Genomic DNA, 25257 nt, shown 5'->3' with positions numbered 1-25257 from the left:
TCGCCTTTCCCTTATTTTTTGAATTCTACGATCGTTACACCGGCATCGCCCTCGCCAAATTCACCGAGTCGGTAAGAGGCTACATGTTTCTGGCGTTTCAGATAATTGTGAACACCTTTACGGAGGGCACCGGTTCCTTTGCCATGAACGATTCGAACGGTTTTAAGATGTGCAAGATAAGCATCATCCAGATATTTGTCCAGTTCAGCAACTGCCTCATCAACGGTTTTACCGAGAAGATTGATTTCAGTAGAGACGCTGGCTGATTTGGACATGCGGATCTTTCCGGCTCCGGTCCGGGAAAGAGATGGAGTGGTAATCACTGGTTCATCGATCAGTTCCAGATCAGAGATATGGACTTTGGAACGGATGATTCCCATCTGAACAAATAAATATCCTTTGGAATCCGGCCGGGTACTGATGGTACCTTTGAGATTCATGCTGAGCACACGAACGGTATCTCCAAGATGGATATCTTTGGCGGTCAGTTCTTTTTTTGGTTTCTTTTTGACGGTCGGTTGAGCCATTTTCTGTTCAGCTTTGTTGAGGCGTTTGCGAAGCTGCTGACGTTCACGTTCTACAGCTGCAGTGTCTACATATTCGTTATGGAATTTGTGGAAAAGTTTCATTGTCTGATCTGCATAATCTTTGGCATCCTGAAGGACTTTGTGCGCTTCTTCGTTAGCCTGGCGGATAATGCGTTCTTTCTGAACATCAAGTTTTTCCTGTTTGTTTTCCAGCTGTTTTTTAAGAGCCTCGATTTCAAGTTTGTACTGTGCAATCTCGGTGCGTTCATTTTCAATGGTGATACGGCTTTCTTCCAGAGAAGACAGTACATCTTCAAAAGATTCATCCTGTTCATTGATCTGTTCACGGGCTTTTTCGATGATTGATTCCGGAATTCCAAGTTTGGAGGAAATTGCAAATGCATTACTTTTTCCAGGAACACCGATCAGCAGGCGGTAGGTCGGACTCAGTGTTTCTACATCGAATTCACAACAGGCGTTTTCTACACCGGAAGCAGAGAGTGCAAAGACCTTCAATTCGCTGTAATGGGTGGTTGCCATGGTGCGTATGCCTCGCTCATGAAGATAAGACAGAATGGAGATAGCAAGTGCGGCACCTTCTGTCGGATCTGTTCCGGAACAGAGCTCGTCAAACAGAACCAGTGAATGGCGGTCAGCTTTGGTCAGGAAAGAAACAATGTTGGTCATATGAGAGGAGAAGGTGCTCAATGACTGTTCAATACTCTGCTCATCCCCGATATCTGCATAAACTTCGTGGAAAAGTGCCAGTTCGCTTCGATCCAGAGTCGGAATATGAAGCCCGGACTGTCCCATAAGTGTAAGCAGACCGACAGTTTTCAGGGAAACAGTTTTACCACCGGTATTAGGACCTGTGATTACAAGAAGGTCAAAATCATCTCCAAGTCGTATATCAATTGGAACTACTTTTTTCTTGTTGATCAGAGGATGACGTGCTTTTTTTAGATTGATACGTCCTTCATCATTAAAAACAGGTTCGCTGGCGTTCATTTCCATGGCAAGAGCGGCTCTTGCAAAAATGAAGTCAAGCTGGACCATCAGTTCAAGGTTTAAAGTAATTGCTTCCTGTTCAAGGGCAATCTGCTGGCTGAGGTCAGAGAGGATAACTTCAATTTCTTTTTGTTCCTGAAGTTCCAGTTCACGCATATCATTGTTCAGTTTGACAACGGACATTGGTTCAATAAACAGAGTAGAACCGGTAGAAGACTGATCGTGGATCATACCAGGGACCTGTCCTTTGTATTCTGCTTTGACAGGAATACAGTATCTGCCATTTCGCATGGTAATAACGGAATCCTGCAGATAAGTACGTGCACCGCCATTTACCAGACCGGCAAGCTGCGTGTGGATGCGGTCGTTGGTAATTTTCATGTTACGGCGGATCTGACGGAGAGCAGGACTTGCATCATCACTGATCTCATCGTCAGAGAGAATACATCTGCGGATTTCAACAGACAGTGGAGTCAGCGGAGAAAGTCCGTCAAACATACTGTCCAGAGAATCCTCCGGCAGGTCGTTGCGTTCCTTGCGGGAATAGGCTTTGACTCTGGAAGTATTTTCCAGAAGTCCACAGACAGCAAGAATTTCCTGAATGCCAAGTGAACTGCCGATTTCCAGACGTTTCAGAGAACCTCGTATATCTTTGACATTGCCAAAAGAGATAGTCCCCTTCTGGAATAATCTTGTCAGGGCATCTTTGGTCTGTACCTGCATCAGACGGATGGTCTCCAGATCTGTGGAAGGTTCCAGATTTTTACAGAGTTCCTTACCCATGTAAGAAGATGCTTTGTCTGTAAGTTTTTCTATGATTTTTGGATATTCCAATGCATTTAATGCTTTTTGATTCATAATAACTCCTCATTGCTCAAATTGGCTTAGTTTACCAGTCTTTATTCTACATGATTTTGGCGGGAATGAAAAGAAAAATGTGAAATTTTGTTCATAAAAACTTCATAAAATTTTGCTAAAATAATACATGATTTATCAGGTTGGGATTTACAGGAGAATTCTTATGACGAAACGAAATGACGGGAAGACATCTTCGGAGAATTACCCTTTTATAAAAGAAACAATAAAAGAGCGTCCGACAGACAGGAAGCTTCTTATTCGCAAATTTCTTACAGCAGCAGCTTGTGGAGTGATTTTTGGTGGCTGTGCTGCTGGTACTATAACGGTGTTTTTGCCAGGAACGATACGGTCATTGTGGGACTCTTCAGAGCAACATACAGATGTTACGCTGGCACCGTCTGTTACGGCAATGGCAGATGAGGATCATACGAAGGAAAAATCTGTCACGGAAACAGTTCCTGAAGTAAACGGCACTACTACAGAGAACAGTCTGGATGAGTCAACAGAAACGTGGTCAGATCAGGTACGTGAGGCAGCAAAAGTACCACGTAAGGCACTTGTAAGGATTGCGGCACTGGGAACGGATTCCGGACTTCTGGATGATTCATTTTTGAAATACGGAGAAGAAGAGGGCTTTGTTTTTCTAAAGAATGCAGATGCTTTTTACATAATGACGTATTCAGACAAAATGAATGAGGCCGGAACCTTTCAGGTGACATTTTCTAATGGCGATATGGCAGATGCACAGCTTTGCAAAAAGGATATCCGCACCGGTTTTTATGTGTTTCGTGTTCCATTTACAGAAGTAAAGAGTTCGACTCAAAATGACATTCCTGAGGCAGCGCTTGTGGCAGAAGATGATACAGAACAGATGGACCCGGTCATTGCAGTAGGCAGCCCGACAGGTGACTATGATTCGCTGGTTAGTGGTACGATTACTTCTACGACAGGAAGTATGAAGATTGCAGATGAAGAATATGGTATGCTTACGACAGACATGGTTGGAAGTGATGAAGGTGGTGGTCTTCTTCTGAATATGGAAGGAGAGGTTATAGGAATCATTTGCAATCAGGAGAGCGACAACAGCAGTGTGATACGTGCAGTTGAAGTGGCACAGTTGCGACCACTTCTGGAAGGTATGGCAAATGGAGCAGATATCTGTTATATTGGAATACAGGGAGCGACGATCTCAAAATATCAGTCAGAAAATCTGAATATACCGAGAGGCGTTTATGTGGATTCTGTAGAGGAAGAATCTCCGGCGATGACAGCCGGAGTGCAGAGCGCAGATATCGTTCATGCATTGAATGGAGAAGAAATCACTTCGATGAATGAGTATTCAGCAGTTCTTCAGAATCAGATCGTAGGATCGAGAGTAAAACTTGAAGTATATCGCAAGAATCCCTATGGTACATATGTAAATGTGGAGTTAAATATAGTAATAAAAGAAAAATAGGAAGGCAAGAAAAATGCGTTTTATCAATGAATTACATGAGGGAGACCGTCTTAATGGGATCTACCTCTGCAAACAGAAGCAGTCAGCAATGACAAAGAATGGCAAACCTTATGAGAATTTGATTCTGCAGGACAAAACTGGTGTTTTGGATGGCAAGATCTGGGATCCCAATTCTCTTGGAATCGATGACTTTGATGCTCTTGATTACATTGATGTTGTCGGAGATGTGACGACTTTTGCAGGTGCCATGCAGTTAAATATCAAGAGAGTCCGCAAAGCACACGAGGGAGAATACGATCCGGCAGATTATCTTCCGGTCAGTGAAAATAGTACAGATGATATGTACGGACAGATCCTTGGTATGATTAAGAGCGTGAAGAACGAATACCTGTCCGCACTTCTGAATAAACTTTTTGTAGAAGACAGGGAATTTCTGAAATCTTTCCAGGAGCATTCCGCAGCGAAGACCGTACACCATGGCTTTATCGGTGGTCTGATGGAACACACCTTAAGTGTCACAAAGCTCTGTGACTATATGGCGAATGCTTATCCGCTTCTTAAGAGAGATCTTCTGATCACAGCATCACTTCTTCATGATGTTGGCAAGACGAAGGAACTTTCTTCCTTCCCGATGAATGATTATACAGACGAAGGACAGCTTCTGGGACATATCATCATCGGTGCCCAGATGGTGCATGATCTGGCAAAAGAAATCCCGGATTTCCCGGAAACACTGGAAAACCAGCTGGTACACTGCATCCTGGCACATCACGGCGAGCTGGAATACGGCTCCCCAAAGAAACCGGCACTTGCAGAGGCAGTAGCACTGAATCTTGCAGACAACACAGATGCCCGCATGGAGACTCTGACAGAGATCTTTGCAGCGGACAAAGGCAAGAAAGAATGGCTTGGATACAACAGGCTTTTTGAATCAAATCTGAGAAGAACAGGAGACGTATGATCCTCATGGAATATCGTAAAAATGACATTGTTACGTTAGAAATCGTGGACTGCGGAACAGACGGTGAAGGCATTGGCAAAGCTGATGGCTTCACTGTTTTTGTAAAGGACGCAGTGATTGGAGATACTGTTACAGCCAAGATCATGAAGGCAAAAAAGAACTACGGATACGGACGTCTGATGGAGATCCTGAAACCATCTCCATACCGTGTAGAGCCGGTATGTCCGTCTGCCCGTCAGTGTGGTGGATGCCAGCTTCAGGCGGTATCTTATGAAGAACAGAAAGTTTTTAAAGAAAAGAAACTCCGTGGTCATCTGGAACGGATTGGTGGATTCCGTGACCTTCCGATGGAACCGCTGATCGGCATGGACGAGCCTTATCATTATCGAAACAAGGCACAGTTCCCGGTTGGACGAAACAAAGAAGGCAGGATCATCACAGGATTTTATGCAGGACGTACCCATGCGATCATCGAGAACCGTGACTGTGCGCTGGGAATTTCGCAGAACAAGGAGATCCTGGATATTGTGATCGCACATATGGAGAAGTATGGCATCGGTCCTTATGATGAGATGACAGGCAAGGGACTGGTGCGTCATATTTTTGTGCGCTATGGATTCTTTACAGGGGAGCTGATGGTCTGTCTGATCATCAACGGGCAGGATCTTCCACATCAGAAAGAACTGATCGAGAAACTGCGACAGATCCCGGGAATGACCAGCATTTCCCTGAACATCAACAAGAAACGAAACAACGTGATCCTTGGCGACAAGGTCAAAACCATCTGGGGACAGGAATATATCACAGATAAGATTGGAGATATTTCCTACGAGATCTCGCCGCTTTCCTTCTTCCAGGTAAATCCGAAACAGACCTGGAAACTGTATTCCAAGGCACTGGAATATGCAGACCTCCATGGAGAAGAGACAGTCTGGGATCTGTACTGCGGAATCGGAACAATCTCCCTTTTCCTCGCCCAGAAAGCCAGATTCGTCCGAGGCGTAGAAATCGTCCCGGCAGCGATCGAAGATGCAAAACGAAACGCACAGATCAATAATATTGAGAACGTGGAATTCTTCGTCGGAAAAGCAGAAGAAGTCCTGCCGAGAGAATACGAGAAAAACGGTGTCTACGCAGATGTGATCGTAGTCGACCCCCCACGTAAAGGCTGTGACGAGATGCTGCTTAAGACCATCCTCAAGATGCAGCCGAAACGTGTCGTCTACGTAAGCTGCGACAGCGCGACACTTGCGCGGGATCTGAGATTTTTGTGTGATAATGGATATGAGTTGAAGAAAGTATGTGGGGTTGACCAGTTTCCGCAGACGGTGCATGTCGAGACTGTGTGCCTCTTGGGCAGACAGTAATTCTATCAAATAGGGAAACTGGTTAAACTCCGTAAGGAGGAAACCTGTTTGAGAAATAACATGATCATTTATACGACAGAAGATGGTCTGACAAAAGTTGAAACAACTTTTGATGGTGATACAGTATGGTTATCTATTGATCAGATGGCAGAATTGTTCCAACGAGATAAATCAACTATTTCCCGGCATATAAAAAATATCTTTACAGAAGGTGAATTACAGCGTGATTCAGTTGTTGCAAATTTTGCAACAACTGCGGCTGACGGGAAAACATATCAGGTAGATTATTATAATCTTGATGTTATTATTTCTGTTGGTTATCGCGTAAAATCCAAACGTGGAACGCAGTTCAGAATCTGGGCAATGAATATTCTCAAGGAATATATGAAAAAAGGCTTTGCTATGGATGACGAGCGTTTAAAAAAACTTGGTGGCGGTGGATATTTCAGGGAATTATTGGAGAGAATCCGTGACATCCGCGCATCTGAGAAAGTATTCTATCGTCAGGTCCTGGAAATTTATGCAACCAGTATTGATTATGACCCGAAAGCGGAAATATCTATTGCATTTTTTAAAAAAGTGCAAAACAAAATCCATTATGCAATTCATGGACAGACTGCGGCAGAAGTAATTTATACCAGAGCTGATGCAGAAAAAGAATTTATGGGACTTACTACCTTTAAAGGTAATCAGCCAACATTAAAGGAAGCAGTAGTCGCAAAGAATTATTTATCTGAAAAAGAATTGCGAGCAATGGGACAACTAGTGTCAGGATACCTTGATTTCGCAGAGCGCCAGGCAGAACGTGAACAGGTTATGACAATGAAGGATTGGGCAGAACATCTGGATCGTATTCTGACTATGAGTGGTGAACAACTTTTACAGGGAAATGGAAGTGTCTCACATAAACAGGCTGTTGACAAAGCTACGGATGAATATAAAAAATATAAAGTTCGAACCCTTAGTGCAGTGGAAGAAGATTATCTGAATTCAATAAAATTATTGGAGCAGAAAGCCGATAAAAAATATTAATAGTACCGTCGGGAAAAGAAAAACAGTCATGAATATATTTTTTGCCAAGTTGGAGGAAAAACATTCCAAAGGAGACAGAATAATTTTATAAAAAATTATGAGCAAAGTGGGGTGAAAGTGAAAATATAATTACAGACATACTTGTAAAAAGCCAATTGCAGAAGGCACTAAATCAAGACTGATTGAAAATTATCATTTTTAGTTTTGCAGGAAAAACTGAATTATCCTGCAAGATTATAGATGCAGATGATGTATGGATAAAAATTTGTTATACAGAGAAAAAAGATAAACAGGTAGTTAAGCTGATGCGGATTGAAAATATTGATTCAATAGAAGAACAGTAAGTTTTATTATGGAAATTGAGGGCAGTATAGTTGACAGTTCAATACAATGAGGAGTAAAGAGCATGGATTATAATTTACAAAAAAATCAAAATGCAGAACAGACCTATCATTCCATTCGTAATTCTATTGTGTCTGCACAGCATCGTTTAAGCACAGCGGTAAGTTCTGCTATGGTAACAACTTATTGGGAAATTGGAGAACAGATTTTTAAAGCATGTGGAGAAAATGATCGTGCAGAATACGGAAAGAAATTATTAGAATATCTTTCTGAGCAGCTGACAGCAGAGTTTGGAAAAGGTTTTGATAAATCAAATCTTCGTAAGATGCGGCAGTTTTATTGCACATTTCCAATTCGAGACACACTGTGTCCTGAATTGAGCTGGTCGCATTATCGTGTCTTGATGCGTATAAATGATGAACAGGCAAGAATATTTTATATGTGCCGTTTCAAAAATGGTTGAAAGAAAACGCGGGAAAGACTTATGCCGATGCGATAAAGGCATACTACCAGATTTTAGAAGAAAAGAAAAAAGGAAAAACCAATATAGACAGGCAATTTGAATATAACACGTATATCCGGGCTTTTTTTGAAGATAATCAGGGGAAAAGTCTGGAAGAAGCAATTATATGCTGGAAATATAAAAAGAGCTTACAGGGGCATAATCGGTACGAGAAGTCAGATCTTATTGCCTTGGATAGAAAATAAAAACAGGAAATCAGGAAGAATGAAAATTATTATTTATGGTTCACAATATGGAACCGCCAGAAAATATGCAGAAGAACTCGCAAAAAGAACTAACATTGAAATCAAGAGTTATAAAGATGTTACAGATATAGACCATTATAATACAGTTGTATATATTGGTAGTCTGTATGCAGGAGGTGTTTTAGGAATGAAGAAAACCCTTGCAAAGATTTCACAATGTCAGAATAAGAAAATAATAATTGCCACAGTTGGATTAGCAGACCCGGCAGATACGGAGAATGTAGATAACATTAAAAACAGTATGAAGCGGCAGTTATCAAAGGAATTGTATGAAAATGCACGTATTTTTCATCTTAGAGGTGGAATAGATTATTCTTGTCTCAATTTTAAACACAAAACAATGATGGGATTACTCTACAAAAAAGCAGTAGGATTACCGGAAGAGAAAAAAACTGCAGAAATAAAAGCAATGATTGAAACACACAATCAGAAAGTTAACTTTGTTGATTTTGAAAGTCTTAATCAGTTGACAGACTGGATTTAATATAAGAAAATAGTTGATTTTTTTCAGTTTGTAGAATTAAGAAAATCAGAATTTGTAAGGTTGGACACAAAAAATTAGGAAGGTGAATTGATATGGCATTTTGTCTTGACAGCGTAGTTCCGTGGGGCAGAAACTTAAATGAATATCGACTTATGTTCTGTTTATCAGATGATGATATGAAGAAAAGAATTACGGGATTTGGCGATGGTCCAGCAAGTTTTAACTATCAAGCGACTAAACAGGGTTATTCAGTAACATCATTCGACCCTATCTATGCTTTTTAAAAGGGTGATATCCAAAAACGAATTGGTGAAGTTCGCATTTCTGTTATGGAACAGATGAAACAGAATATGGATAACTATGTTTAGACACACATAAAAAATCTTGACGAGTTAGAAAATATTAGAATGTCGGCCATGCGACTGTTTTTATCGGACTATGAATGTGGGAAAAAGGAGAACCGATATATTTGTCACGAGTTGCCCAATAAACTACCCTACTCTGATAAATGTTTTGACATAGGATTAAGTTCTCATTTTTTGCTTATGTACACTATGCTGGGTTATGATTTCCACATAAAAGCCATAAACGAAATGCTGCGTGTTTGCAAAGAAATAAGAATATTCCCCATGTGTTTATGCAGATTTAAAAGAACTTCATATGCAAATGGAGATCTTAAAAGCAGCATAAATGCAGGCAGATATCAGTGGACTACCTGCAATGTGGGAACATGCCGTATCCGGCAGGGAAAATGCGCATAACTGCGTTCCTAAGTTACAGGCGTATCCGCCGATATTTAGTCTGACGTCTAAAGCGTTCAGAAGCACGCGACTTCAGTCGTGTGAGGATAGAGTTTTTAATTCACAGTCAGGAAAATGTAGGTACGAAATTTACTGTGACGATTTCATTAGAGATTGACAAAGATAAGCAAGAAAAGCAGCAGCAACAGAAAAAAGAAGCCGCTGAATACCTTATGCTCAATGGAAAAAAAGTACTGCTCGTTGATGACAATGAATTAAATCGTGAAATTGCAGAGTTTATGTTGATCGACATGGGAATCTCAGTGGTTCAGGCAAGGAATGGGAAAGAAGCAGTTGAGTTATTTGAAGAGACGGATTCATATACATTTGATTTTATTTTGATGGATATTATGATGCCGGTCATGAATGGACTGGATGCTGCAAGGGAAATCCGCAACATGAAAAGAGAAGATGCTAAAACGATACCGATCATTGCATTATCTGCGAATGCATACATCGAAGACATTCAAAGCAGTATCAATGCCGGAATGAATGAACATCTGACAAAACCGGTAGAGATTGAGATGCTAAGAAACACACTGGAGAAATTTTGCTAACAGGCTGATGATACTATGTAGTGGAGCATCCGCTAAGCAGAAGAAGAACCAGTGTGGATCAAATTGCCTCATCTGAATGAGATTTTCTATAGACGCGAGGAAGCAGAAAATGTATAATAATAGAAAAATACTATTATTAGCAAATCAGCCGAAAGCCTGAGACGCAAAGCTATAGGGTCTGTAAAATGGCAGCCAGTTGCTACGTTTAAGATGCATTGTCTGAGTGGACAATGCTCTTTTCGTCTCTGGAAGGATTTGTTAAGAATTTACAGAACCCGGCAGGCAGAAGAAATGGAGGTTGACGATGGCAATGAACGATAAATACAATACTTTAGACAGGCAGACTGCACCTTTGGAAACGGAAAAAGCCAGACAGCACAGAGAAATAGGGGCAACAGTGGAAGCTGTTGATGATGTATTAAATAAACTTGCAGTGTTTGACAAGATCTCCAGTGAAACAGAACTGGATCAGGTCATGCCGGAATTACTGGCATCGTTAGGTCGTTATTCCATGTCTGACCGTGCATATATCTTTACCTGGGCATCTCAGGAACACCAGATTCTGCGGATGACACATGAGTGGTGTGCAGAAGGTGCTTTTCCAACAATAGATCAGATGCAGGAACTGAACATAAAGGATATGCCGAACTGGATTCCAAGGCTGAAGAGAGGCGAGGCTATCGTATGTGCGGACTGGGAGGCAGAAAGATCAAATATTCCACAGGAATACGCCACATTCGACGGACAGGGCATCCATTCTCTGATCGTTATTCCTGTTTTTGCGAATAATAAACTAAATGGATATATTGGCTTTGACAACCCGGAACAAAGCAGGGCTGCACTTTCTGTAAGGCTTCTTTCTTCTATCGGAGGTCATATCAGCAGCCTGAAAGATAATTTTTTTATGGTGGAAGAATTGAATAAGAAGCAGGAAGCTCTGCAGAAAAATCTTCTTCAGCTGAAAGATGCACTGGCAGATGCAACGCTTAACAGTGAGATCATCAGTTCGATCAGCAAACTGTACAGCCTTATTTACCGCATGGATCTGGTTTCGGGAACTTATGAAGAAATTTCCGCCGGAAGTGAAATGCATACACTTACCGGAAAACATGGCAATATTTCAGAAGGGTTTGGTGAAGCGCGTGAGAATGTTGTTTCACGGAAACATCAGCAAAGGATGAAAGAGTTTCTTGATGTGGAAACGCTGGCTGACCGTTTGCAGGATACAGAAAGTATTTCAGCAGAATATCTGGATGTAAATGGTTCCTGGAATCTTGCCCGTTTTATTGTAAAAAAACGTGACCAGTCAGGAAAAGTTTTGAATGTACTGTATGTGGTCCGTCAGATCGACAAAGAAAAGCAGGCAGAGATCCAATATAAGCAGGAGCAGAGGAGGCACAATCAGATCCTGTCTGGTTTAAGCGTGGATTATACGATTGCTCTGGTGCTGGATCTGGATACTGACGATTATGAGATCATATTCAGCCAGCAGACAAATCATGCAAAAGTAGAAAAGAATATTACGAAATTTGCAGATTATGTTGCCAGATATGCGGAAACTTATGCACTGCCGGAATTTCAGGAGCCTATGAAGCATGAACTTGGAAGCAGTACGATAAAAGAACGTTTTCGCTCAAAGGATGATTACCATTTTTCTTTTGAAACTGTTCCGAATGCAGCCGGGTTATCCTGTTTTCAGGCACATATTGTAAAGCAGTATGATGGAGAACACCACTATGCATTCCTTGGTTTTCGAAGTGTAGACGAAATTGTTCAGAAAGAGCGTTTTTATATAGATGCCCTTCAGACAGCAAACCAGGCACTTAAGGAGCAGATGGATCTGATCACAGCATCACTGCCGGGAGGCGTAAAGATCAGCAATGATGACAGTACATATTCCTTCAAGTATGTGTCGGAACAGTTTGCAAACATGCTGGGATATGCGACACCGGAGGAACTGATAGAAGCTTCTGACGGCTCTATCCTGGGACTGGCGCATCCGGATGATTTTGATGTGGGGCTGGCAGATGCACTGGAACAGTACAGCAGATCGGATCATTATGCGACCACGTATCGAATGAAATGCAAGGACGGATCGTGGAAGTATATCGAAGATCGTGGTAACAAGATCCGTCAGGCAGATGGAACGATCGAGCACTGGAATCTTATCCTGGATAATGATGAGCTGATGAAAAAAACGATCGCCCTTGAAATCGAAAAAAAGGCTAATCAGAATAAGTCTGATTTTCTCTCCAGAATGTCTCACGATATGAGGACTCCTCTGAATGGAATCATTGGTCTTCTTGACATTTGTAAGAAGCATCCCGACGATAAAAAACTGGTAGATTCCAGCCGTCTGAAAGCGAGAATCGCAGCGGATCATCTGCTGTCACTGATCAATGACACTCTGGAACTGAACAAACTGGAAAGTATGGATATTCCGCTGTATCAGGAGAACTTTTGCGTGCCGGTTCTGCTCCATGAGGTGGAAACAATTGCCCGGATGCATGCAGATGAGCGGGGCATAACGATCCATTATGAGAGTGATGTTGAAAAACTCAGATATACACATTTAACAGGAAGTCCACTGTATGTCAAACAGATATTGCTGAATTTATTAACAAATGCAACGAAATATAACAAAGAAAATGGACAGATATACTGTTATCTGGAAGAAAAGGTTATTTCTGAAAGCGAAGTATCCCTGGAAGTTACGATCCGGGATACAGGTATCGGAATGAGCCAGGAATTTCTGAAAGACATATTCAAACCATTCGTCCAGGCAGATCACGGACCAAGAAGTACCTATATGGGAACAGGTCTTGGAATGGCAATTGTCAAGAATCTGGTGGATCGTATGAATGGCACGGTTCAGATAGAAAGTCAGGAAAATATTGGAACGACTGTAAAGGTACAGCTTCCGTTCAAAATCGCAGAGAGTATTGTAACAGAAGAAAAAATGCAGAAGCAGTTACCTGTGGAGCAGAGAAAGGACATTCGGGTATTACTGGCAGAAGATAATGAGCTGAACAGGGAAATTGCAGCGTTTATTCTTAAAGATGAGAAAATAAAAGTTACAGAGGCTGTTGACGGACAACAGGCAGTCTCTCTTTTCCTGGAAAAACCAGAACATTATTTTGATGTGATCCTGATGGACATCATGATGCCATCAATGGACGGATATGAGGCAACGCGCACTATCAGAAACAGTGGAAAAGCAGATGCCAAAACAATACCGATCATTGCCATGACCGCCAACGCCTTTGACGATGACAGAAAGAAAGCAAAAGCCGCCGGAATGGATGAACATATGGCAAAGCCACTGGATACCAGAAAACTGATTGAAACCATAGAAAGATTTTGTGCCAAAAAACAATAACTATAGCATAGTATCAGCTGCGCTGACGGAAAGAGACAAGTAGCTCTTTTTTAAGAGGGAGGAAAAATGCAAAGTGTACAGCTTGCAGCAAGCGAAATATGGGTCACTCTGATATTTTGCGTCATAATGTATTTATTCAGGAGTGAACTGAAAGAGAAAAAGGTTACAAAGATCCTCATGATCGTATGTATCACCAGACTTGTGAGTGATGCGATCTCATGGGCGTTTGATGGCGTCCCGGGGCTTTTTTGGGGAATTATAACGAGAGGCAGTAATTATATTACATTTGTTTCGAATGATCTTGTGTCTCTGGTTTTTTCCGTATTTATATGGGAACTGGTCAGAAGCGAAGATGAGAAACCGGGGATCGTGCTGAAAGCGTATTGGATCCTTGAAGCGATAGCAATGGGTGCGCTGACTTTGAATTTATATTTTGGATGGTTTTATTCCATCGACAGTGGCAATGGGTACAGCAGAGGACAGTATTACAGGATGACTCATATTGCGCCGATCGCAGCTTTATTTGTCGTGCTCTGGATGCTGATCAGATATCATAGTAAATTCAACAGAAATCTCAAGGTTCTGGGATGGACTTACTTTGTTCTGATGGCGGGAGCGACTGCATATGAATACATGAACTTTGGGCTGTCACTCCAGACGTATGCTCAGACTTTCTCTGCATTGATGGCGTTTTTTGTAGGAGAGATAGAGATCAGACAGCATCTGATCTTTACACAGGAAAAACTGGAACAGAAAAATGAAGAACTGAAAGAAGAAGAAAAGAAGGTAAAAGCTGCACTGGAAGCAGAAATGAAAAAGGATGAGGAACTGAGAGAGCAGCAGGATCAGCTTTCTCTTGCACTCGCAGCAGCACAGCAGGCGAACAAGGCCAAGACGATGTTCCTGAACAGTATGTCACATGATATCCGTACTCCTATGAATGCGATCATCGGTTTTACTGCACTTGCACAGACACATATTGATAATGCACAGCGGGTGCAGGATTATCTTGCAAAGATCAATACATCTAGCACGCATCTTTTGAGTCTGATCAATGATATCCTGGATATGAGCCGTATCGAAAGCGGCAGTGTAAAGCTGGATGAGAAACCTGTGCATATGCCGGATCTTCTTCATGATCTGCGGACGATGATCCAGGGACTGATCAATGCCAAGCAGTTAAACCTTTACATTGACACGCAGGATGTGCAGCATGAAGATGTCATCACAGACAAACTGCGCCTGAACCAGATTCTGATCAATATCGTAGGCAATGCCATCAAGTTCACGCCTGTTGGCGGCGATATTATCATCCACCTTGTAGAAAAGCCCTGCCAGACAAACGGATATACGACTTATGAATTTTCCATCAAAGATACAGGTATTGGAATGTCGCCGGAGTTTATGGAACATGTATTTGACACATTTTCCAGAGAACAGTCTGCCACGGTAAGCGGGATTCAGGGAACCGGTCTTGGTATGGCTATCACGAAGAATATCGTTGAAATGATGGGCGGCACGATCGAAGTGGAGAGTGAGGAAGGAAAGGGCTCTAAGTTTACTGTTACACTTACTGTCCGTCTTGCAGATCAGCCGATTCAATATCAGCCGATCCCGGAACTGCAGGGTGCGCGAGCACTGGTGGTTGATGATGATATTGATACCTGCCGCAGCGTCTGCAAGATGCTTCGGAATATTGACATGCAGCCTGACTGGACCGTAACTGGAAGGGAAGCGGTTCTTCGTGCCCAGGATGCAGCCGAGCTGAATGAGGAATATAAGGTTTATATCATAGATTATCTCATGCCTGACATGAACGGGATTGAGACGATCCGCAGAATCCGCAGGGTGATCAGAGATGATGTGCCGATCATTGTGCTGACAGCATACGACTGGACTGATTTTGAGAAAGAAGCAAGAGAAGCCGGTGCAACTGCTTTTGTTGCAAAGCCCATTTTTATGTCTGAGTTAAAATCTGTGCTGACCAAACCAATCCAGACAAATGAGCAGGAAACGGTAAGTACAGAAAATTCATATGACTACACTGGAAAAAGAGTCCTTCTTGTAGAGGACAATGAACTGAATCGCGAAATCGCATCAACGATCCTGGGAGAAGCGGGGATGCTGATCGACTGTGCCGAGGATGGTATCGAAGCGGTGAATATCATCAATGAAGCTCCGGAGGACAAATACGATCTGGTGCTGATGGACATCCAGATGCCGCGAATGGATGGCTATACGGCAACAAGAGAAATCCGTACACTGTCCAACAACAGGAAAGCGAATATCCCGATCGTTGCGATGACCGCGAATGCCTTTGAGGAAGACAGACGAAAAGCTTTTGAATGTGGCATGAACGGCCATATCGTGAAGCCTTTTGATATGAATGCGGTAACGAAGACTCTTGGTCAGATTTTTGGAGATTGCAAATAAAAACTGCCAGCAGATAATCTCTGCTGGTGGGGAAAAATTTTATATTTTAAGAGTATAAATTTTGGTTTGGATCATAATCATTGTAAAATGTTTTGTTATATGTTTGAAAGCTGAGGTGCTGTAACATGGAAAATGAAATTAACACATATCAGTCAGTAATTACCGATATAAAAGATATCATTTCTTCTGGAAGAAAACTTGCTTATGATGCAGCGAACAGGGCAATGGTGCTCACATACTGGCATATCGGTAAACGCATTGTGGAACAGGAACAAAATGGAAAAGAAAGAGCAGAGTATGGAAAAGCATTGATCGAAGTGCTGGCAGAAGAGCTTACAAAGGAATATGGGAAAAGTTTTTCGAAAAGAAATCTTCAATATTTCAGGAAATTTTATCTTGCATTTCCAGATGAGCAGATTGTGAACGCGTGCGTTCACAATCTGAATTGGACACATTTCAGGAGTTTGCTACGTGTTACAGATGAAACCGCAAGAATGTGGTATATGAAAGAAGCCGCACAGGAAGGCTGGAGTTCAAGAACATTAGATAGAAATATCAGCACCCAATATTATTACAGATTAATGCAGTCACCCCAAAAAGAAGCGGTAATAAATGAAATGCTGCAGAAAAACAAGGAAAATCAAAAGAACAGATTTGAACTGTTAAAAAGTCCTATTGTTGCTGAATTTCTGGGATTCAGAAATGAAGATACGTATCTTGAGAATGATTTGGAATCTGCAATTTTGACTCATATCAGAGATTTTTTGATGGAAATGGGAAAAGGCTTTGCTTTTGTGGCAAGGCAGCAGCATATAGTAACAGAAACAGAAGATTATTTTATTGATCTTGTTTTTTACAATATTGAATTGAAATGTTACGTGTTGATTGACTTGAAGATGGGCAAGATCACACATCAGGATGTAGGACAGATTGATATGTATGTTCGTATGTATGATGAGTTGAAATGCAAAGAAGGCGATAATCCTACACTTGGAATCCTGCTTTGTGCTGAAACAGATGAGGATATTGCCAGATATTCTGTGCTACATGATAATGACAGGCTTTTTATGTCAAAATATCTCACATATCTGCCGTCAAAAGAACAGCTAAAAGCAGAAATAGAGAGGCAGAAAGAGATATTTTATATGCAGCACCCTATTTTGGAAGCGCAAGAAAATACGAAAATGGATGATAATACATTAGAGTAGAAAGTGTTTACTGGGAATACTTTGATGTAGAAAACTAGGGAAGGAGCAGATTAAAGTATGGCACATACTTCTGAATACGAAGTTGAAGATATTTTCATAGACCGTTTAGAAGGTATCGGATACAAATTCATAAAATTAGATAACTATGATGATGTGCTTGCCAATTCCCGTGAACAGCTTGCAAAGTTCAATGCAAAGAAGCTGGCAGAAAAAGGACATGATGCATCATTTTCAGATGCTGAGTTCAACCGTATTATGATTCATGTAGATAATCATTCTGTGTATGAATCAGCAAAGATTCTTCGTGATAAATATGTGTTACAGCTGGATAATGGAGAATCAGTGTATATTGATTTCTTTTCAGGTGATACAGATAGAAATATCTATCAGGTAACACATCAGGTCACAATGGACAAGGCACATAAAGACGATGGAAGTGATTTTCCTGAGTGGGAAGAAAAGAATGTTGAAGACGTATGTTCTGTGTCAACAGGAAAGGGTAATACACAAGATAAAGTCGATACAGGAGCATATAGATTTTATGTACGGTCTCCGATTATTGAGCATAGTGATAGTTATTTATTTGATGAAGAAGCTGTAATTACTGTTGGAGATGGCGTTGGAACCGGTAAAGTTTTTCATTATGTGAAAGGAAAATATAATTTACATCAAAGATGCTATAGAATGTATGATTTTCGTGGCGTAATAGGTAAGTATTTTTATTATTTCTTTTCCACAAATTTTTATCGTAGAGTCAAATCAATGTTTGCAAAAACATCTGTTGATTCTGTAAGAATGGAAATGATTACTAAAATGAAAATTTCAGTTCCTTGCCTTGCAGAACAGCAGAAAATCGCGGATTGTCTTTCATCATTGGATGAAGTAATCGAGAAGCAGAAAGCAACATTAGCTGCATGGGAAGAACTGAAAAAAGGTTTGTTGCAGCAGATGTTTGTATAAGAACAACTGAATAAATCAATAGTGAACAGGTGATGTATAATATAAGAATGTAGAGATACTTGTGAAATCGAGTGTCTCTATTTTTTTACTTTCTATCTGTCCTGATTTTTGATATTATAAAACATATCAAATGTTTTACGGAAGGAAATGAGTCAATATATGGGAAAGAAAATCTTACTGCCGCTTTTTGAAGCGGATAAACTTGTGAAGGGATATGAAACGAGAGCAGCACAGGAAACGTCTTTGCTACATAACTGGCATTGCTGTGATAGGCATGCTGTTGATGACGGCTTTGAATGCGATTGGACATTCTTATGAGATGGTGCTCAGCACTTTTATTGCAGCTGTGCTGCTTTCCATCTGTTTGCTGATCGGATGGAAAAAGAAGAGTACGGAATTTCTGGAAATGGTATTTTTGATTTTGTTTCTGATTCTGTTTCCGATATATATCATTAAAGGGGAAAACAATGGATTTGCCATGCTGTGGCTTACGATTATTCCAATAGTTTTTATGTTGATGATTGATTTGAAAAAAGGACTTTTCTTCAGCATTTATATTATACTTTTTACATTTATCGTGTTCCACAGTTCGCTTTACAGGCTGTTGCAATATGATTATGGTGAGGATATGCGCTTGCGTTTTCCGTTTATGTTGCTGATTTGTTCTGGAATTTCATTTTACGTGGCAAGGATAACCATTCTTGCGAAGAGTAATATGTACCAGGCATTGGCAGCAGCAGAACATGCAAACCGTGCAAAGACCACGTTCCTTAATAATATGTCGCATGACATCCGTACTCCTATGAATGCAATTATCGGTTTTACAGCACTGTGTGCTAAGTCTGTAGATGATCCGGGGAAAACCTCAGAGTATCTGAACAAAATAGCAACTTCCAGCAATCATTTGCTGTCGCTGATCAATGACATTCTGGATATGAGCCGAATTGAATCCGGCAAGGTGAGAATTGAAGAATATGAAGTATATCTTCCGGATGTGCTTCATGATCTCAGAACTATCATCCAGAGCGATGTAGCCAATAAAAATCTGGAGCTGTTCATTGACACTCTGGATGTGAAAGATGAAAATGTATTTTGTGATAAGTTGAGACTCAATCAGATTCTTCTCAATCTGATGAGCAATGCCATTAAGTATACGAATGCGGGAGGAACGGTCAGCCTGAGGGTAGAACAGAAACCTTGCAGAAGAGAAGATTACGCCGAATTTGTATTCCGGGTAAGAGACACTGGAATTGGTATGAGCAAGGAATTTTTGAAAGTGGTTTTTCAGCCATTTGAAAGAATGCAGACTGCAACTATCAGTGGCATTCAGGGAACCGGTCTGGGTATGTCCATCACCAAAAATCTGGTGGAATTGATGGGCGGCACCATCACAGTAACCAGCGAAGAAGGAAAAGGCAGCGAATTTACAGTTACCTTGCAGTTCAAAAAGAGCAAAACAAAGGTTGTTTATGAAAAGATTCCGGAATTGCAGGGCGTTCGTGTTCTGGTTGCAGATGATGATTCTGATACCTGTTTCTCTGTGAGCAGGATGTTGACAGAGATTGGCATGCGCCCTGACTGGACAACCAGTGGAAAAGAAGCCTGCTTATGATTGGGAACCAATTGAAGCAGAAGCCAGAGAAGCAGGGGCAACTTCTTTCTGCTCCAAGCCATTATTTATGTCTGAGCTTCGTGAGGCGCTTACTACTACACGTAAGAAAATAGTAGAAGAAAAACAGGAGCCGGTCAGCGCTGATTTTACCGGTAAAAAAGTCCTTCTGGTTGAAGACAATGCGCTGAACCGTGAGATTGCAGTAGAAATCCTTCAGGAAGTCGGGCTGACTGTAGACACCGCCAACGATGGCGATGTTGCGGTCGAAAAACTGAGAGGTGCAGCAGAAAATCAGTACGATCTGGTCCTTATGGACGTGCAGATGCCAAAACTCGATGGATATACAGCAACAAGGGAAATCCGCACGCTGGATAATCCATTCGTGGCAAATATCCCTATCATTGCAATGACAGCGAATGCTTTTGAGGAAGATAAGCGAAAATCCTTCGAGGCAGGGATGGATGGTCATCTGTCAAAGCCCATCGAAATTCCAAAGCTTATAGAAACACTGGCATCAATACTAAAATAATAAAATGATTTTTTTACAGAGAGGGAGTCTCGCAAAATAACTGGTCAGCTGGTTATGGAGCGGGACTCCCTTTGAATATGAAGCAGAATAAAAAAATAGCTTGCGTTTTTGATAAATATAGGTTAATATATCACTGTGCACCATGCTAGCATGGTAAAGTGAAGAAGAAAAGGATAAGAACATGAAGAAAAACATAGCAAAAGATAATGGAAAGCTTTTATCAGGAATCTGTTTTGCATTGATCATTGGGTTCTGGTGTGTAGCAACTTATGGCGGTCTGGTCAGTGATCTGTTTCTGCCAAGCCCGACAGAAGTAGCGCGAAAGATTGTGGATATGGCGAAAGACGGTTCTCTGTGGGCAAACTGCTGGGAATCTACAGCCAGAGTTCTTGTAGGATGGATCTGGTCAGTGATCGTGGCACTTCCGGTAGGAATGCTGATGGCCAATTCGAGAAAGTTCTGTGCATTTATCCAGCCAATCATCGAATTTGCCAGATATTTGCCGGTTGTAGCACTGGTTCCGCTGACACTGCTTTATCTGGGAATTGATGAGACACAGAAATATACGATTATTTTTCTGGGAACCTTTTTTCAGTTGGTGCTGATGGTATGTGATACGGTATCCGGTGTGGATCAGAATATGATAAATGCGGCAAAAACTCTGGGATCCAGTAAATGGCAGATATACAAAGAAGTTATTTTCCCGGCAGCACTTCCGGGTCTGATGGATGATTTCAGGCTGACGATCGGATGGGCATGGACCTATCTTGTGGTTGCTGAAATGGTAGCCGCAAGCAATGGACTTGGATACATGATTCTGAAATCCCAGAGATATCTGGCAACAGATACTATTTTTGCAGGCCTGATCCTGATCGGTCTGATTGGACTGATCACAGACTGGATCTTTCGGATCCTGACCAGGATCGTAGCTCCGTGGCAGGAAAGATTAGGAGACAAAAAGTAAAAGGAGACAGTCATGGACGGAAAAATCAAATTACAGGTGCGCGATCTTTCTAAGATATATGAGGACAATGGAAGAGAAGTTGTAGCGCTTAAAGATGTAAATCTGGAAGTAAAAGAATCCGAATTTGTGATGATCGTAGGACCATCCGGCTGTGGAAAAACATCACTGATCAATATTATCGGCGGACTGGATACAGCGTCTTCCGGCGAAGTGCTTCTGGATGGAAAAGCGGTCAATAGACCCGGGGCAGACAGGGGAATGGTATTCCAGGGATATAGCCTTTTTCCCTGGCTGAGTGTACAGAAGAATGTAGAATTTGGACTGAAAATGAAAAAAGTTCCTGCCGCTGAACGTGCAGAACACGCAAGGAAATATATCAGATTGGTGGGCTTGGAAGGATTTGAGGATGCACTGCCAAGACAGCTTTCCGGTGGAATGAAACAGCGAGTAGCAATTGCCAGAACACTGGCAAATGAGCCGGAGGTCCTTCTGATGGATGAGCCTTTTGGGGCACTGGATGCCCAGACCAGAGTAGTTATGCAGGAACTGCTTGCAGATATCAGCCGCAGAACCGGGACAACGATTCTGTTTATCACGCATGATATTGATGAGGCAGTGCTTCTGGGAGAACGGATCTATGTTATGAGCCGAAGACCTGGAACGGTGCGGGACGCGATCACAGTAGATATTCCGGGTGAGAGAGATCATAATTCTCTGGTCTTACCGGAGTTCCTGGAAACCAAGAAAAAAATCATGGATATGCTCTGGCAGGAAAGCCAGGATGCAGCTCTGGATAAATAAGATACACAACAAACAAAAAGATCTGCGAGGAGGAAAAGATTATGAAAAAATGGAAAGTAATGATGGCTCTGCCACTGGCATTGATGGCAGCGAGCCCACTCACAGTTATGGCTGACGACACAAAAGATGTAACAATGGCTTTTTGTACCTGGACAGGATATTCTCCTATGTTTATCGCACAGCAGGAGGGGTATTTCAAGGATGCCGGATTAAATGTGGACATTCAGGTGATTGAAGATGAATCTACGTATGCGGCGCTGATCACAAAGGGAAGTGTACAGTTTCTGGCAACTGCACAGGATCCAAATATCAAGATGTATGCAAATGGAGCTGCAAGTGATTTTGTTCTTACAATGGATGCTTCAGAAGGGGCAGACGGCCTGGTAGCAACCGAAGATATCAAGTCACTGGATGATCTTGCAGGGAAAAAGGTTGCTCTTGATAAATCTGCTTCTTCTTATTACTTTTTCCTGACTGCCCTGGAAAATGAAAGCAGTCTGACAGAAGATGACATCAATGTGATCGACATGGGAGATACGACAGAAGCAGGTCTGGCCTTTATGAGTGGTTCCGTAGATGCGGCGATCATGTGGGAGCCGGAACTTTCTGAGGCACTGGAGAGTGTAGATGGAGCCCATGCACTTGTTACCAGTGCAGACTATCCGGATACGATCCTGGATTCCCTGGTTGTCAATTCAGATTATGCAAAAGAGAATCCGGATGTGGTAGAAGCCGTGGAGGATGCATGGTATAAGGCCGTAGATTTCCTTAATGAAAACCCGGATCAGGCTTACGAAGAGATGGCAAGCGGATTTGAGGAAGTAACTGCGGAAGATGTTGCCAGCGATGTAGAAGGACTGAAATTCTTTGGAAAAGATGACAATGAAAAACTGAATGATGAAAGCAACGAAGATTCTATTTATGCCATCAGCCAGAAAATGGCAGATTTCTGGATGGAAAAGGGTGAATGCGAAACCGATGATCTGACAGACTTTTTTGAACTGGTGAAATAACGGAAACCAAATAACAGTAACTTGAAGGGCACTGTGGAGTGAGAAAACTTTGCAGGGCTCTTTTTATTGTTGGCAAATCCTGTTATACTGATAAATAAAATTAAGATTAGGAGAACTTATAATGACTCGTCAGGAACTGATAGACAGTATAAAACAATACAGACCATTCAATGAGCAGGAAGAACAGGATAAATCTTTGATCTTGGAATGGATCATGAAGAATGAAAATGCTTTTTCCAGAGACAATGGAGTGGCACATATGACAGCGTCTGCATGGGTGGTAAATAAAAACAGAAGTAAAGTGCTCATGGTGTATCACAATATATATAATTCCTGGTCGTGGCTGGGAGGTCATGCAGACGGGGAAACAGATTTATTGTCAGTTGCTGTCCGTGAGGTCAGAGAGGAGGCAGGTATTCATAATGTGCATCCCGTATCAGCGGAGATTTTTTCCATGGAATCTCTTACTGTGGATGGACATGTGAAAAAGGGAAAATATGTATCCAGTCATTTGCATCTTAATATTACTTATTTACTTGAAGCTGATCCAGAAGAGGCTGTTTCAATAAAAGCAGATGAAAACAGTGGAGTAGCCTGGTTTACACCGGAAGAAGCATTGCAGAAATCTACGGAACCGTGGTTTGTAGAACGTGTGTATGCAAAACTTATAAAGAAGACAAAAAATACAGGAGTGAACAAATATGAAATCAGCGCAAAATGATATGACTGTCGGAAATCCGATGAAGATCATCCTGGGATTTACGCTTCCGATTTTTCTTGGAAATGTTTTTCAGCAGTTTTATAATATGGCAGATGCTGTGATCGTTGGCAAATTTGTTGGAAATAAAGCACTGGCGGCTGTTGGCAGTACTGGAACGATCATGTTTCTGATCTATGGGTTTGTCGTTGGTATGACGGCTGGATTTACAGTTCTTACAGCACAGAAATTTGGTGCTGGTGATATGGCAGGGATGCGAAAAACAGTTGCCGGTGCAGGAATCCTTTCTTTTCTTGTAGGAGCATTGCTTACTGTGTTGTTTATGGCATTTATGAAGCCACTCCTGATTCTTATGAATACACCATCTGATATTTTTGCAGATGCATATGCATATATTATGATCGTCAGTGGAGGAATACTGGCGCAAATGCTCTACAATCTGTTGTCCAGTATTCTGAGGGCGCTTGGAAACAGTAAACTTCCTCTGTATTTCCTGATCATCAGTGCACTTTTGAATATTGTATTGGATCTGGTGTTTATCATAGGATTTCATATGGGAGCCAAAGGAGCAGCAGTAGCGACAGTGATCGCACAGGGAACAGCCGGGGTCCTCTGTCTGTTCTATATTATTGCCAGAGTGCCGGTGCTTCATCTGAAGCGCGAAGATCTTCACGTGGGAAGTACAATTTACAAAAATCAGCTAAGAATTGGTGTGCCAATGGCATTGCAGTATTCAATTACGGCAATAGGAACAATGATGGTGCAGTCTTCACTGAACATTCTTGGTTCAACACTGGTAGCGGCATATACTGCGGCAGGAAGGATTGAGCAGGTGGTTACGCAGGCTTATGTTGCGATGGGAACCACTATGGCGACGTATGGTGCTCAGAATATGGGAGCTGGCTCAGTAAAGCGAATCCGCGAGGGATTTAAAGCATGTACGATCATTGGTGTGGTATATTCCGTTGCTGCGGCGACATTTATTATGACTGCCGGAAAATTTATGACATATCTGTTTGTGTCAGAGGATGTCGAAGTGATCATGAGTTCCGTGGATATTTACCTGAAATGTATAGGTATTTTCTTTATCCCGCTTGCAGTAGTCAATATCTATCGAAATGGAATTCAGGGTCTTGGATATGGACTTCTTCCAATGATGGCGGGTGTGGCAGAACTGATTGGACGTGGTGTGGTTGCGGTGATCGCAGGAAAGATGCGGAGTTATCCGGGTGTCTGTCTTGCGGGGCCGGCAGCGTGGGTACTGGCAGGTGGTTTGCTGCTTGTTATGTATTTTTATATCATGAATGTACATATGAAAAAAGTTTTTGGAACGAATGGGAAAGACTGAAAGGTCTTTCCTTTTTTATAACATCGATATAGTATCGAAAACTACATAGTAAAGGAAAAGAATCAAGAACACATTGACATGAACAACAAAACGGTTTATACTGACAAATGGTTTGATAATCAAAATAAACAT

20 protein-coding genes and 1 riboswitch are annotated in these 25257 nt (G+C 41.7%); of the genes, 19 read left to right on the top strand and 1 reads right to left on the bottom strand.

Annotated features, from left to right (window positions below; genetic code table 11):
• Nucleotides 1–11: 11 nt before the first annotated feature.
• On the bottom strand, nt 12–2393 hold the full coding sequence (locus KQI91_RS10430) for an endonuclease MutS2 (RefSeq protein WP_216392715.1): 2382 nt from the start codon (nt 2391–2393) through the stop codon (nt 12–14).
• 163 nt (nt 2394–2556) lie between these two features.
• Between KQI91_RS10430 and KQI91_RS10425 the strand changes: the two genes are divergently transcribed.
• The 19 genes from KQI91_RS10425 (at nt 2557) to KQI91_RS10340 (ending at nt 25125) form a co-directional block, all read left to right on the top strand.
• Nucleotides 2557–3849: a S1C family serine protease gene (locus tag KQI91_RS10425; RefSeq protein ID WP_216392714.1), complete on the top strand. Its 1293-nt coding sequence runs from the start codon at nt 2557–2559 to the stop codon at nt 3847–3849.
• Between the two features lie 13 nt (nt 3850–3862).
• On the top strand, nt 3863–4810 hold the full coding sequence (locus KQI91_RS10420; protein ID WP_216392713.1) for a 3'-5' exoribonuclease YhaM family protein: 948 nt from the start codon (nt 3863–3865) through the stop codon (nt 4808–4810).
• A 5-nt stretch (nt 4811–4815) separates the two neighbouring features.
• Complete coding sequence (gene rlmD, locus KQI91_RS10415; protein WP_216392712.1) at nt 4816–6177, top strand: 23S rRNA (uracil(1939)-C(5))-methyltransferase RlmD; 1362 nt, start codon at nt 4816–4818, stop codon at nt 6175–6177.
• A gap of 60 nt (nt 6178–6237) precedes the next feature.
• Nucleotides 6238–7209: a virulence RhuM family protein gene (locus KQI91_RS10410; RefSeq protein ID WP_216392728.1), complete on the top strand. Its 972-nt coding sequence runs from the start codon at nt 6238–6240 to the stop codon at nt 7207–7209.
• A 406-nt stretch (nt 7210–7615) separates the two neighbouring features.
• Nucleotides 7616–8014 carry a DUF1016 N-terminal domain-containing protein gene (locus tag KQI91_RS10405; protein WP_330654541.1) on the top strand — a complete coding sequence of 133 codons (399 nt, stop codon included), beginning with the start codon at nt 7616–7618 and terminating at the stop codon, nt 8012–8014.
• Nucleotides 7993–8259, top strand: a complete 267-nt coding sequence (locus tag KQI91_RS10400; protein ID WP_330654540.1) for a hypothetical protein — start codon at nt 7993–7995, stop codon at nt 8257–8259. The genes KQI91_RS10405 and KQI91_RS10400 overlap by 22 nt, the downstream gene beginning before the upstream one ends.
• Before the next feature lie 19 nt (nt 8260–8278).
• On the top strand, nt 8279–8803 hold the full coding sequence (locus KQI91_RS10395; protein ID WP_216392711.1) for a flavodoxin domain-containing protein: 525 nt from the start codon (nt 8279–8281) through the stop codon (nt 8801–8803).
• Nucleotides 8804–9698: 895 nt separating this feature from the next.
• Nucleotides 9699–10160 (top strand): response regulator, encoded by a 462-nt coding sequence (locus KQI91_RS10390; protein WP_216392710.1) that lies wholly within the window; start codon nt 9699–9701, stop codon nt 10158–10160.
• Between the two features lie 128 nt (nt 10161–10288).
• Nucleotides 10289–10364, top strand: a riboswitch (cyclic di-GMP riboswitch).
• A gap of 100 nt (nt 10365–10464) precedes the next feature.
• Entirely contained in the window at nt 10465–13539 is a 3075-nt protein-coding gene (locus tag KQI91_RS10385; protein WP_216392709.1) for an ATP-binding protein, read from the top strand.
• A 66-nt stretch (nt 13540–13605) separates the two neighbouring features.
• The gene (locus KQI91_RS10380) at nt 13606–15972 is read left to right on the top strand and encodes a response regulator (protein ID WP_216392708.1); all 2367 of its coding nucleotides are present in this window, start codon (nt 13606–13608) and stop codon (nt 15970–15972) included.
• 125 nt (nt 15973–16097) lie between these two features.
• Complete coding sequence (locus KQI91_RS10375; RefSeq protein ID WP_216392707.1) at nt 16098–17180, top strand: PDDEXK nuclease domain-containing protein; 1083 nt, start codon at nt 16098–16100, stop codon at nt 17178–17180.
• Nucleotides 17181–17237: 57 nt separating this feature from the next.
• Nucleotides 17238–18140: a restriction endonuclease subunit S gene (locus KQI91_RS10370; protein ID WP_216392706.1), complete on the top strand. Its 903-nt coding sequence runs from the start codon at nt 17238–17240 to the stop codon at nt 18138–18140.
• Nucleotides 18141–18354: 214 nt separating this feature from the next.
• Nucleotides 18355–19752 carry an ATP-binding response regulator gene (locus KQI91_RS10365; RefSeq protein ID WP_253288533.1) on the top strand — a complete coding sequence of 466 codons (1398 nt, stop codon included), beginning with the start codon at nt 18355–18357 and terminating at the stop codon, nt 19750–19752.
• Nucleotides 19730–20281: a response regulator gene (locus KQI91_RS16130; RefSeq protein WP_330654539.1), complete on the top strand. Its 552-nt coding sequence runs from the start codon at nt 19730–19732 to the stop codon at nt 20279–20281. The genes KQI91_RS10365 and KQI91_RS16130 overlap by 23 nt, the downstream gene beginning before the upstream one ends.
• A gap of 181 nt (nt 20282–20462) precedes the next feature.
• A complete protein-coding gene (locus tag KQI91_RS10360; protein ID WP_216392705.1) occupies nt 20463–21245 on the top strand; it encodes an ABC transporter permease in 783 nt (260 codons plus the stop codon).
• A gap of 12 nt (nt 21246–21257) precedes the next feature.
• Nucleotides 21258–22046 carry an ABC transporter ATP-binding protein gene (locus KQI91_RS10355; RefSeq protein ID WP_216392704.1) on the top strand — a complete coding sequence of 263 codons (789 nt, stop codon included), beginning with the start codon at nt 21258–21260 and terminating at the stop codon, nt 22044–22046.
• Nucleotides 22047–22087: 41 nt separating this feature from the next.
• Nucleotides 22088–23059 (top strand): ABC transporter substrate-binding protein, encoded by a 972-nt coding sequence (locus KQI91_RS10350; RefSeq protein WP_216392703.1) that lies wholly within the window; start codon nt 22088–22090, stop codon nt 23057–23059.
• Between the two features lie 121 nt (nt 23060–23180).
• Nucleotides 23181–23780, top strand: coding sequence for an NUDIX hydrolase (locus KQI91_RS10345; protein WP_216392702.1), 600 nt, complete (start codon nt 23181–23183; stop codon nt 23778–23780).
• Nucleotides 23761–25125: an MATE family efflux transporter gene (locus tag KQI91_RS10340; RefSeq protein ID WP_216392701.1), complete on the top strand. Its 1365-nt coding sequence runs from the start codon at nt 23761–23763 to the stop codon at nt 25123–25125. The genes KQI91_RS10345 and KQI91_RS10340 overlap by 20 nt, the downstream gene beginning before the upstream one ends.
• Nucleotides 25126–25257: the final 132 nt, after the last annotated feature.

Origin of the sequence: Blautia sp. MSJ-19, assembly GCF_018918125.1 — a bacterium.
In the GTDB taxonomy this organism is placed as follows: Bacteria; Bacillota; Clostridia; order Lachnospirales; family Lachnospiraceae; genus Blautia_A.
This window is presented reverse-complemented; position numbering and strand designations above follow the sequence as displayed.

Coding starts and splice junctions, on each gene's coding strand:
- KQI91_RS10430 (WP_216392715.1), bottom strand. CDS start 2,393: ATGAATCAAAAAGCATTAAATGCATTGGAATATCCAAAAATCATAGAA.
- KQI91_RS10425 (WP_216392714.1), top strand. CDS start 2,557: ATGACGAAACGAAATGACGGGAAGACATCTTCGGAGAATTACCCTTTT.
- KQI91_RS10420 (WP_216392713.1), top strand. CDS start 3,863: ATGCGTTTTATCAATGAATTACATGAGGGAGACCGTCTTAATGGGATC.
- rlmD (WP_216392712.1), top strand. CDS start 4,816: ATGGAATATCGTAAAAATGACATTGTTACGTTAGAAATCGTGGACTGC.
- KQI91_RS10410 (WP_216392728.1), top strand. CDS start 6,238: ATGATCATTTATACGACAGAAGATGGTCTGACAAAAGTTGAAACAACT.
- KQI91_RS10405 (WP_330654541.1), top strand. CDS start 7,616: ATGGATTATAATTTACAAAAAAATCAAAATGCAGAACAGACCTATCAT.
- KQI91_RS10395 (WP_216392711.1), top strand. CDS start 8,279: ATGAAAATTATTATTTATGGTTCACAATATGGAACCGCCAGAAAATAT.
- KQI91_RS10385 (WP_216392709.1), top strand. CDS start 10,465: ATGGCAATGAACGATAAATACAATACTTTAGACAGGCAGACTGCACCT.
- KQI91_RS10380 (WP_216392708.1), top strand. CDS start 13,606: ATGCAAAGTGTACAGCTTGCAGCAAGCGAAATATGGGTCACTCTGATA.
- KQI91_RS10375 (WP_216392707.1), top strand. CDS start 16,098: ATGGAAAATGAAATTAACACATATCAGTCAGTAATTACCGATATAAAA.
- KQI91_RS10370 (WP_216392706.1), top strand. CDS start 17,238: ATGGCACATACTTCTGAATACGAAGTTGAAGATATTTTCATAGACCGT.
- KQI91_RS10365 (WP_253288533.1), top strand. CDS start 18,355: ATGAAACGAGAGCAGCACAGGAAACGTCTTTGCTACATAACTGGCATT.
- KQI91_RS10360 (WP_216392705.1), top strand. CDS start 20,463: ATGAAGAAAAACATAGCAAAAGATAATGGAAAGCTTTTATCAGGAATC.
- KQI91_RS10355 (WP_216392704.1), top strand. CDS start 21,258: ATGGACGGAAAAATCAAATTACAGGTGCGCGATCTTTCTAAGATATAT.
- KQI91_RS10350 (WP_216392703.1), top strand. CDS start 22,088: ATGAAAAAATGGAAAGTAATGATGGCTCTGCCACTGGCATTGATGGCA.
- KQI91_RS10345 (WP_216392702.1), top strand. CDS start 23,181: ATGACTCGTCAGGAACTGATAGACAGTATAAAACAATACAGACCATTC.
- KQI91_RS10340 (WP_216392701.1), top strand. CDS start 23,761: ATGAAATCAGCGCAAAATGATATGACTGTCGGAAATCCGATGAAGATC.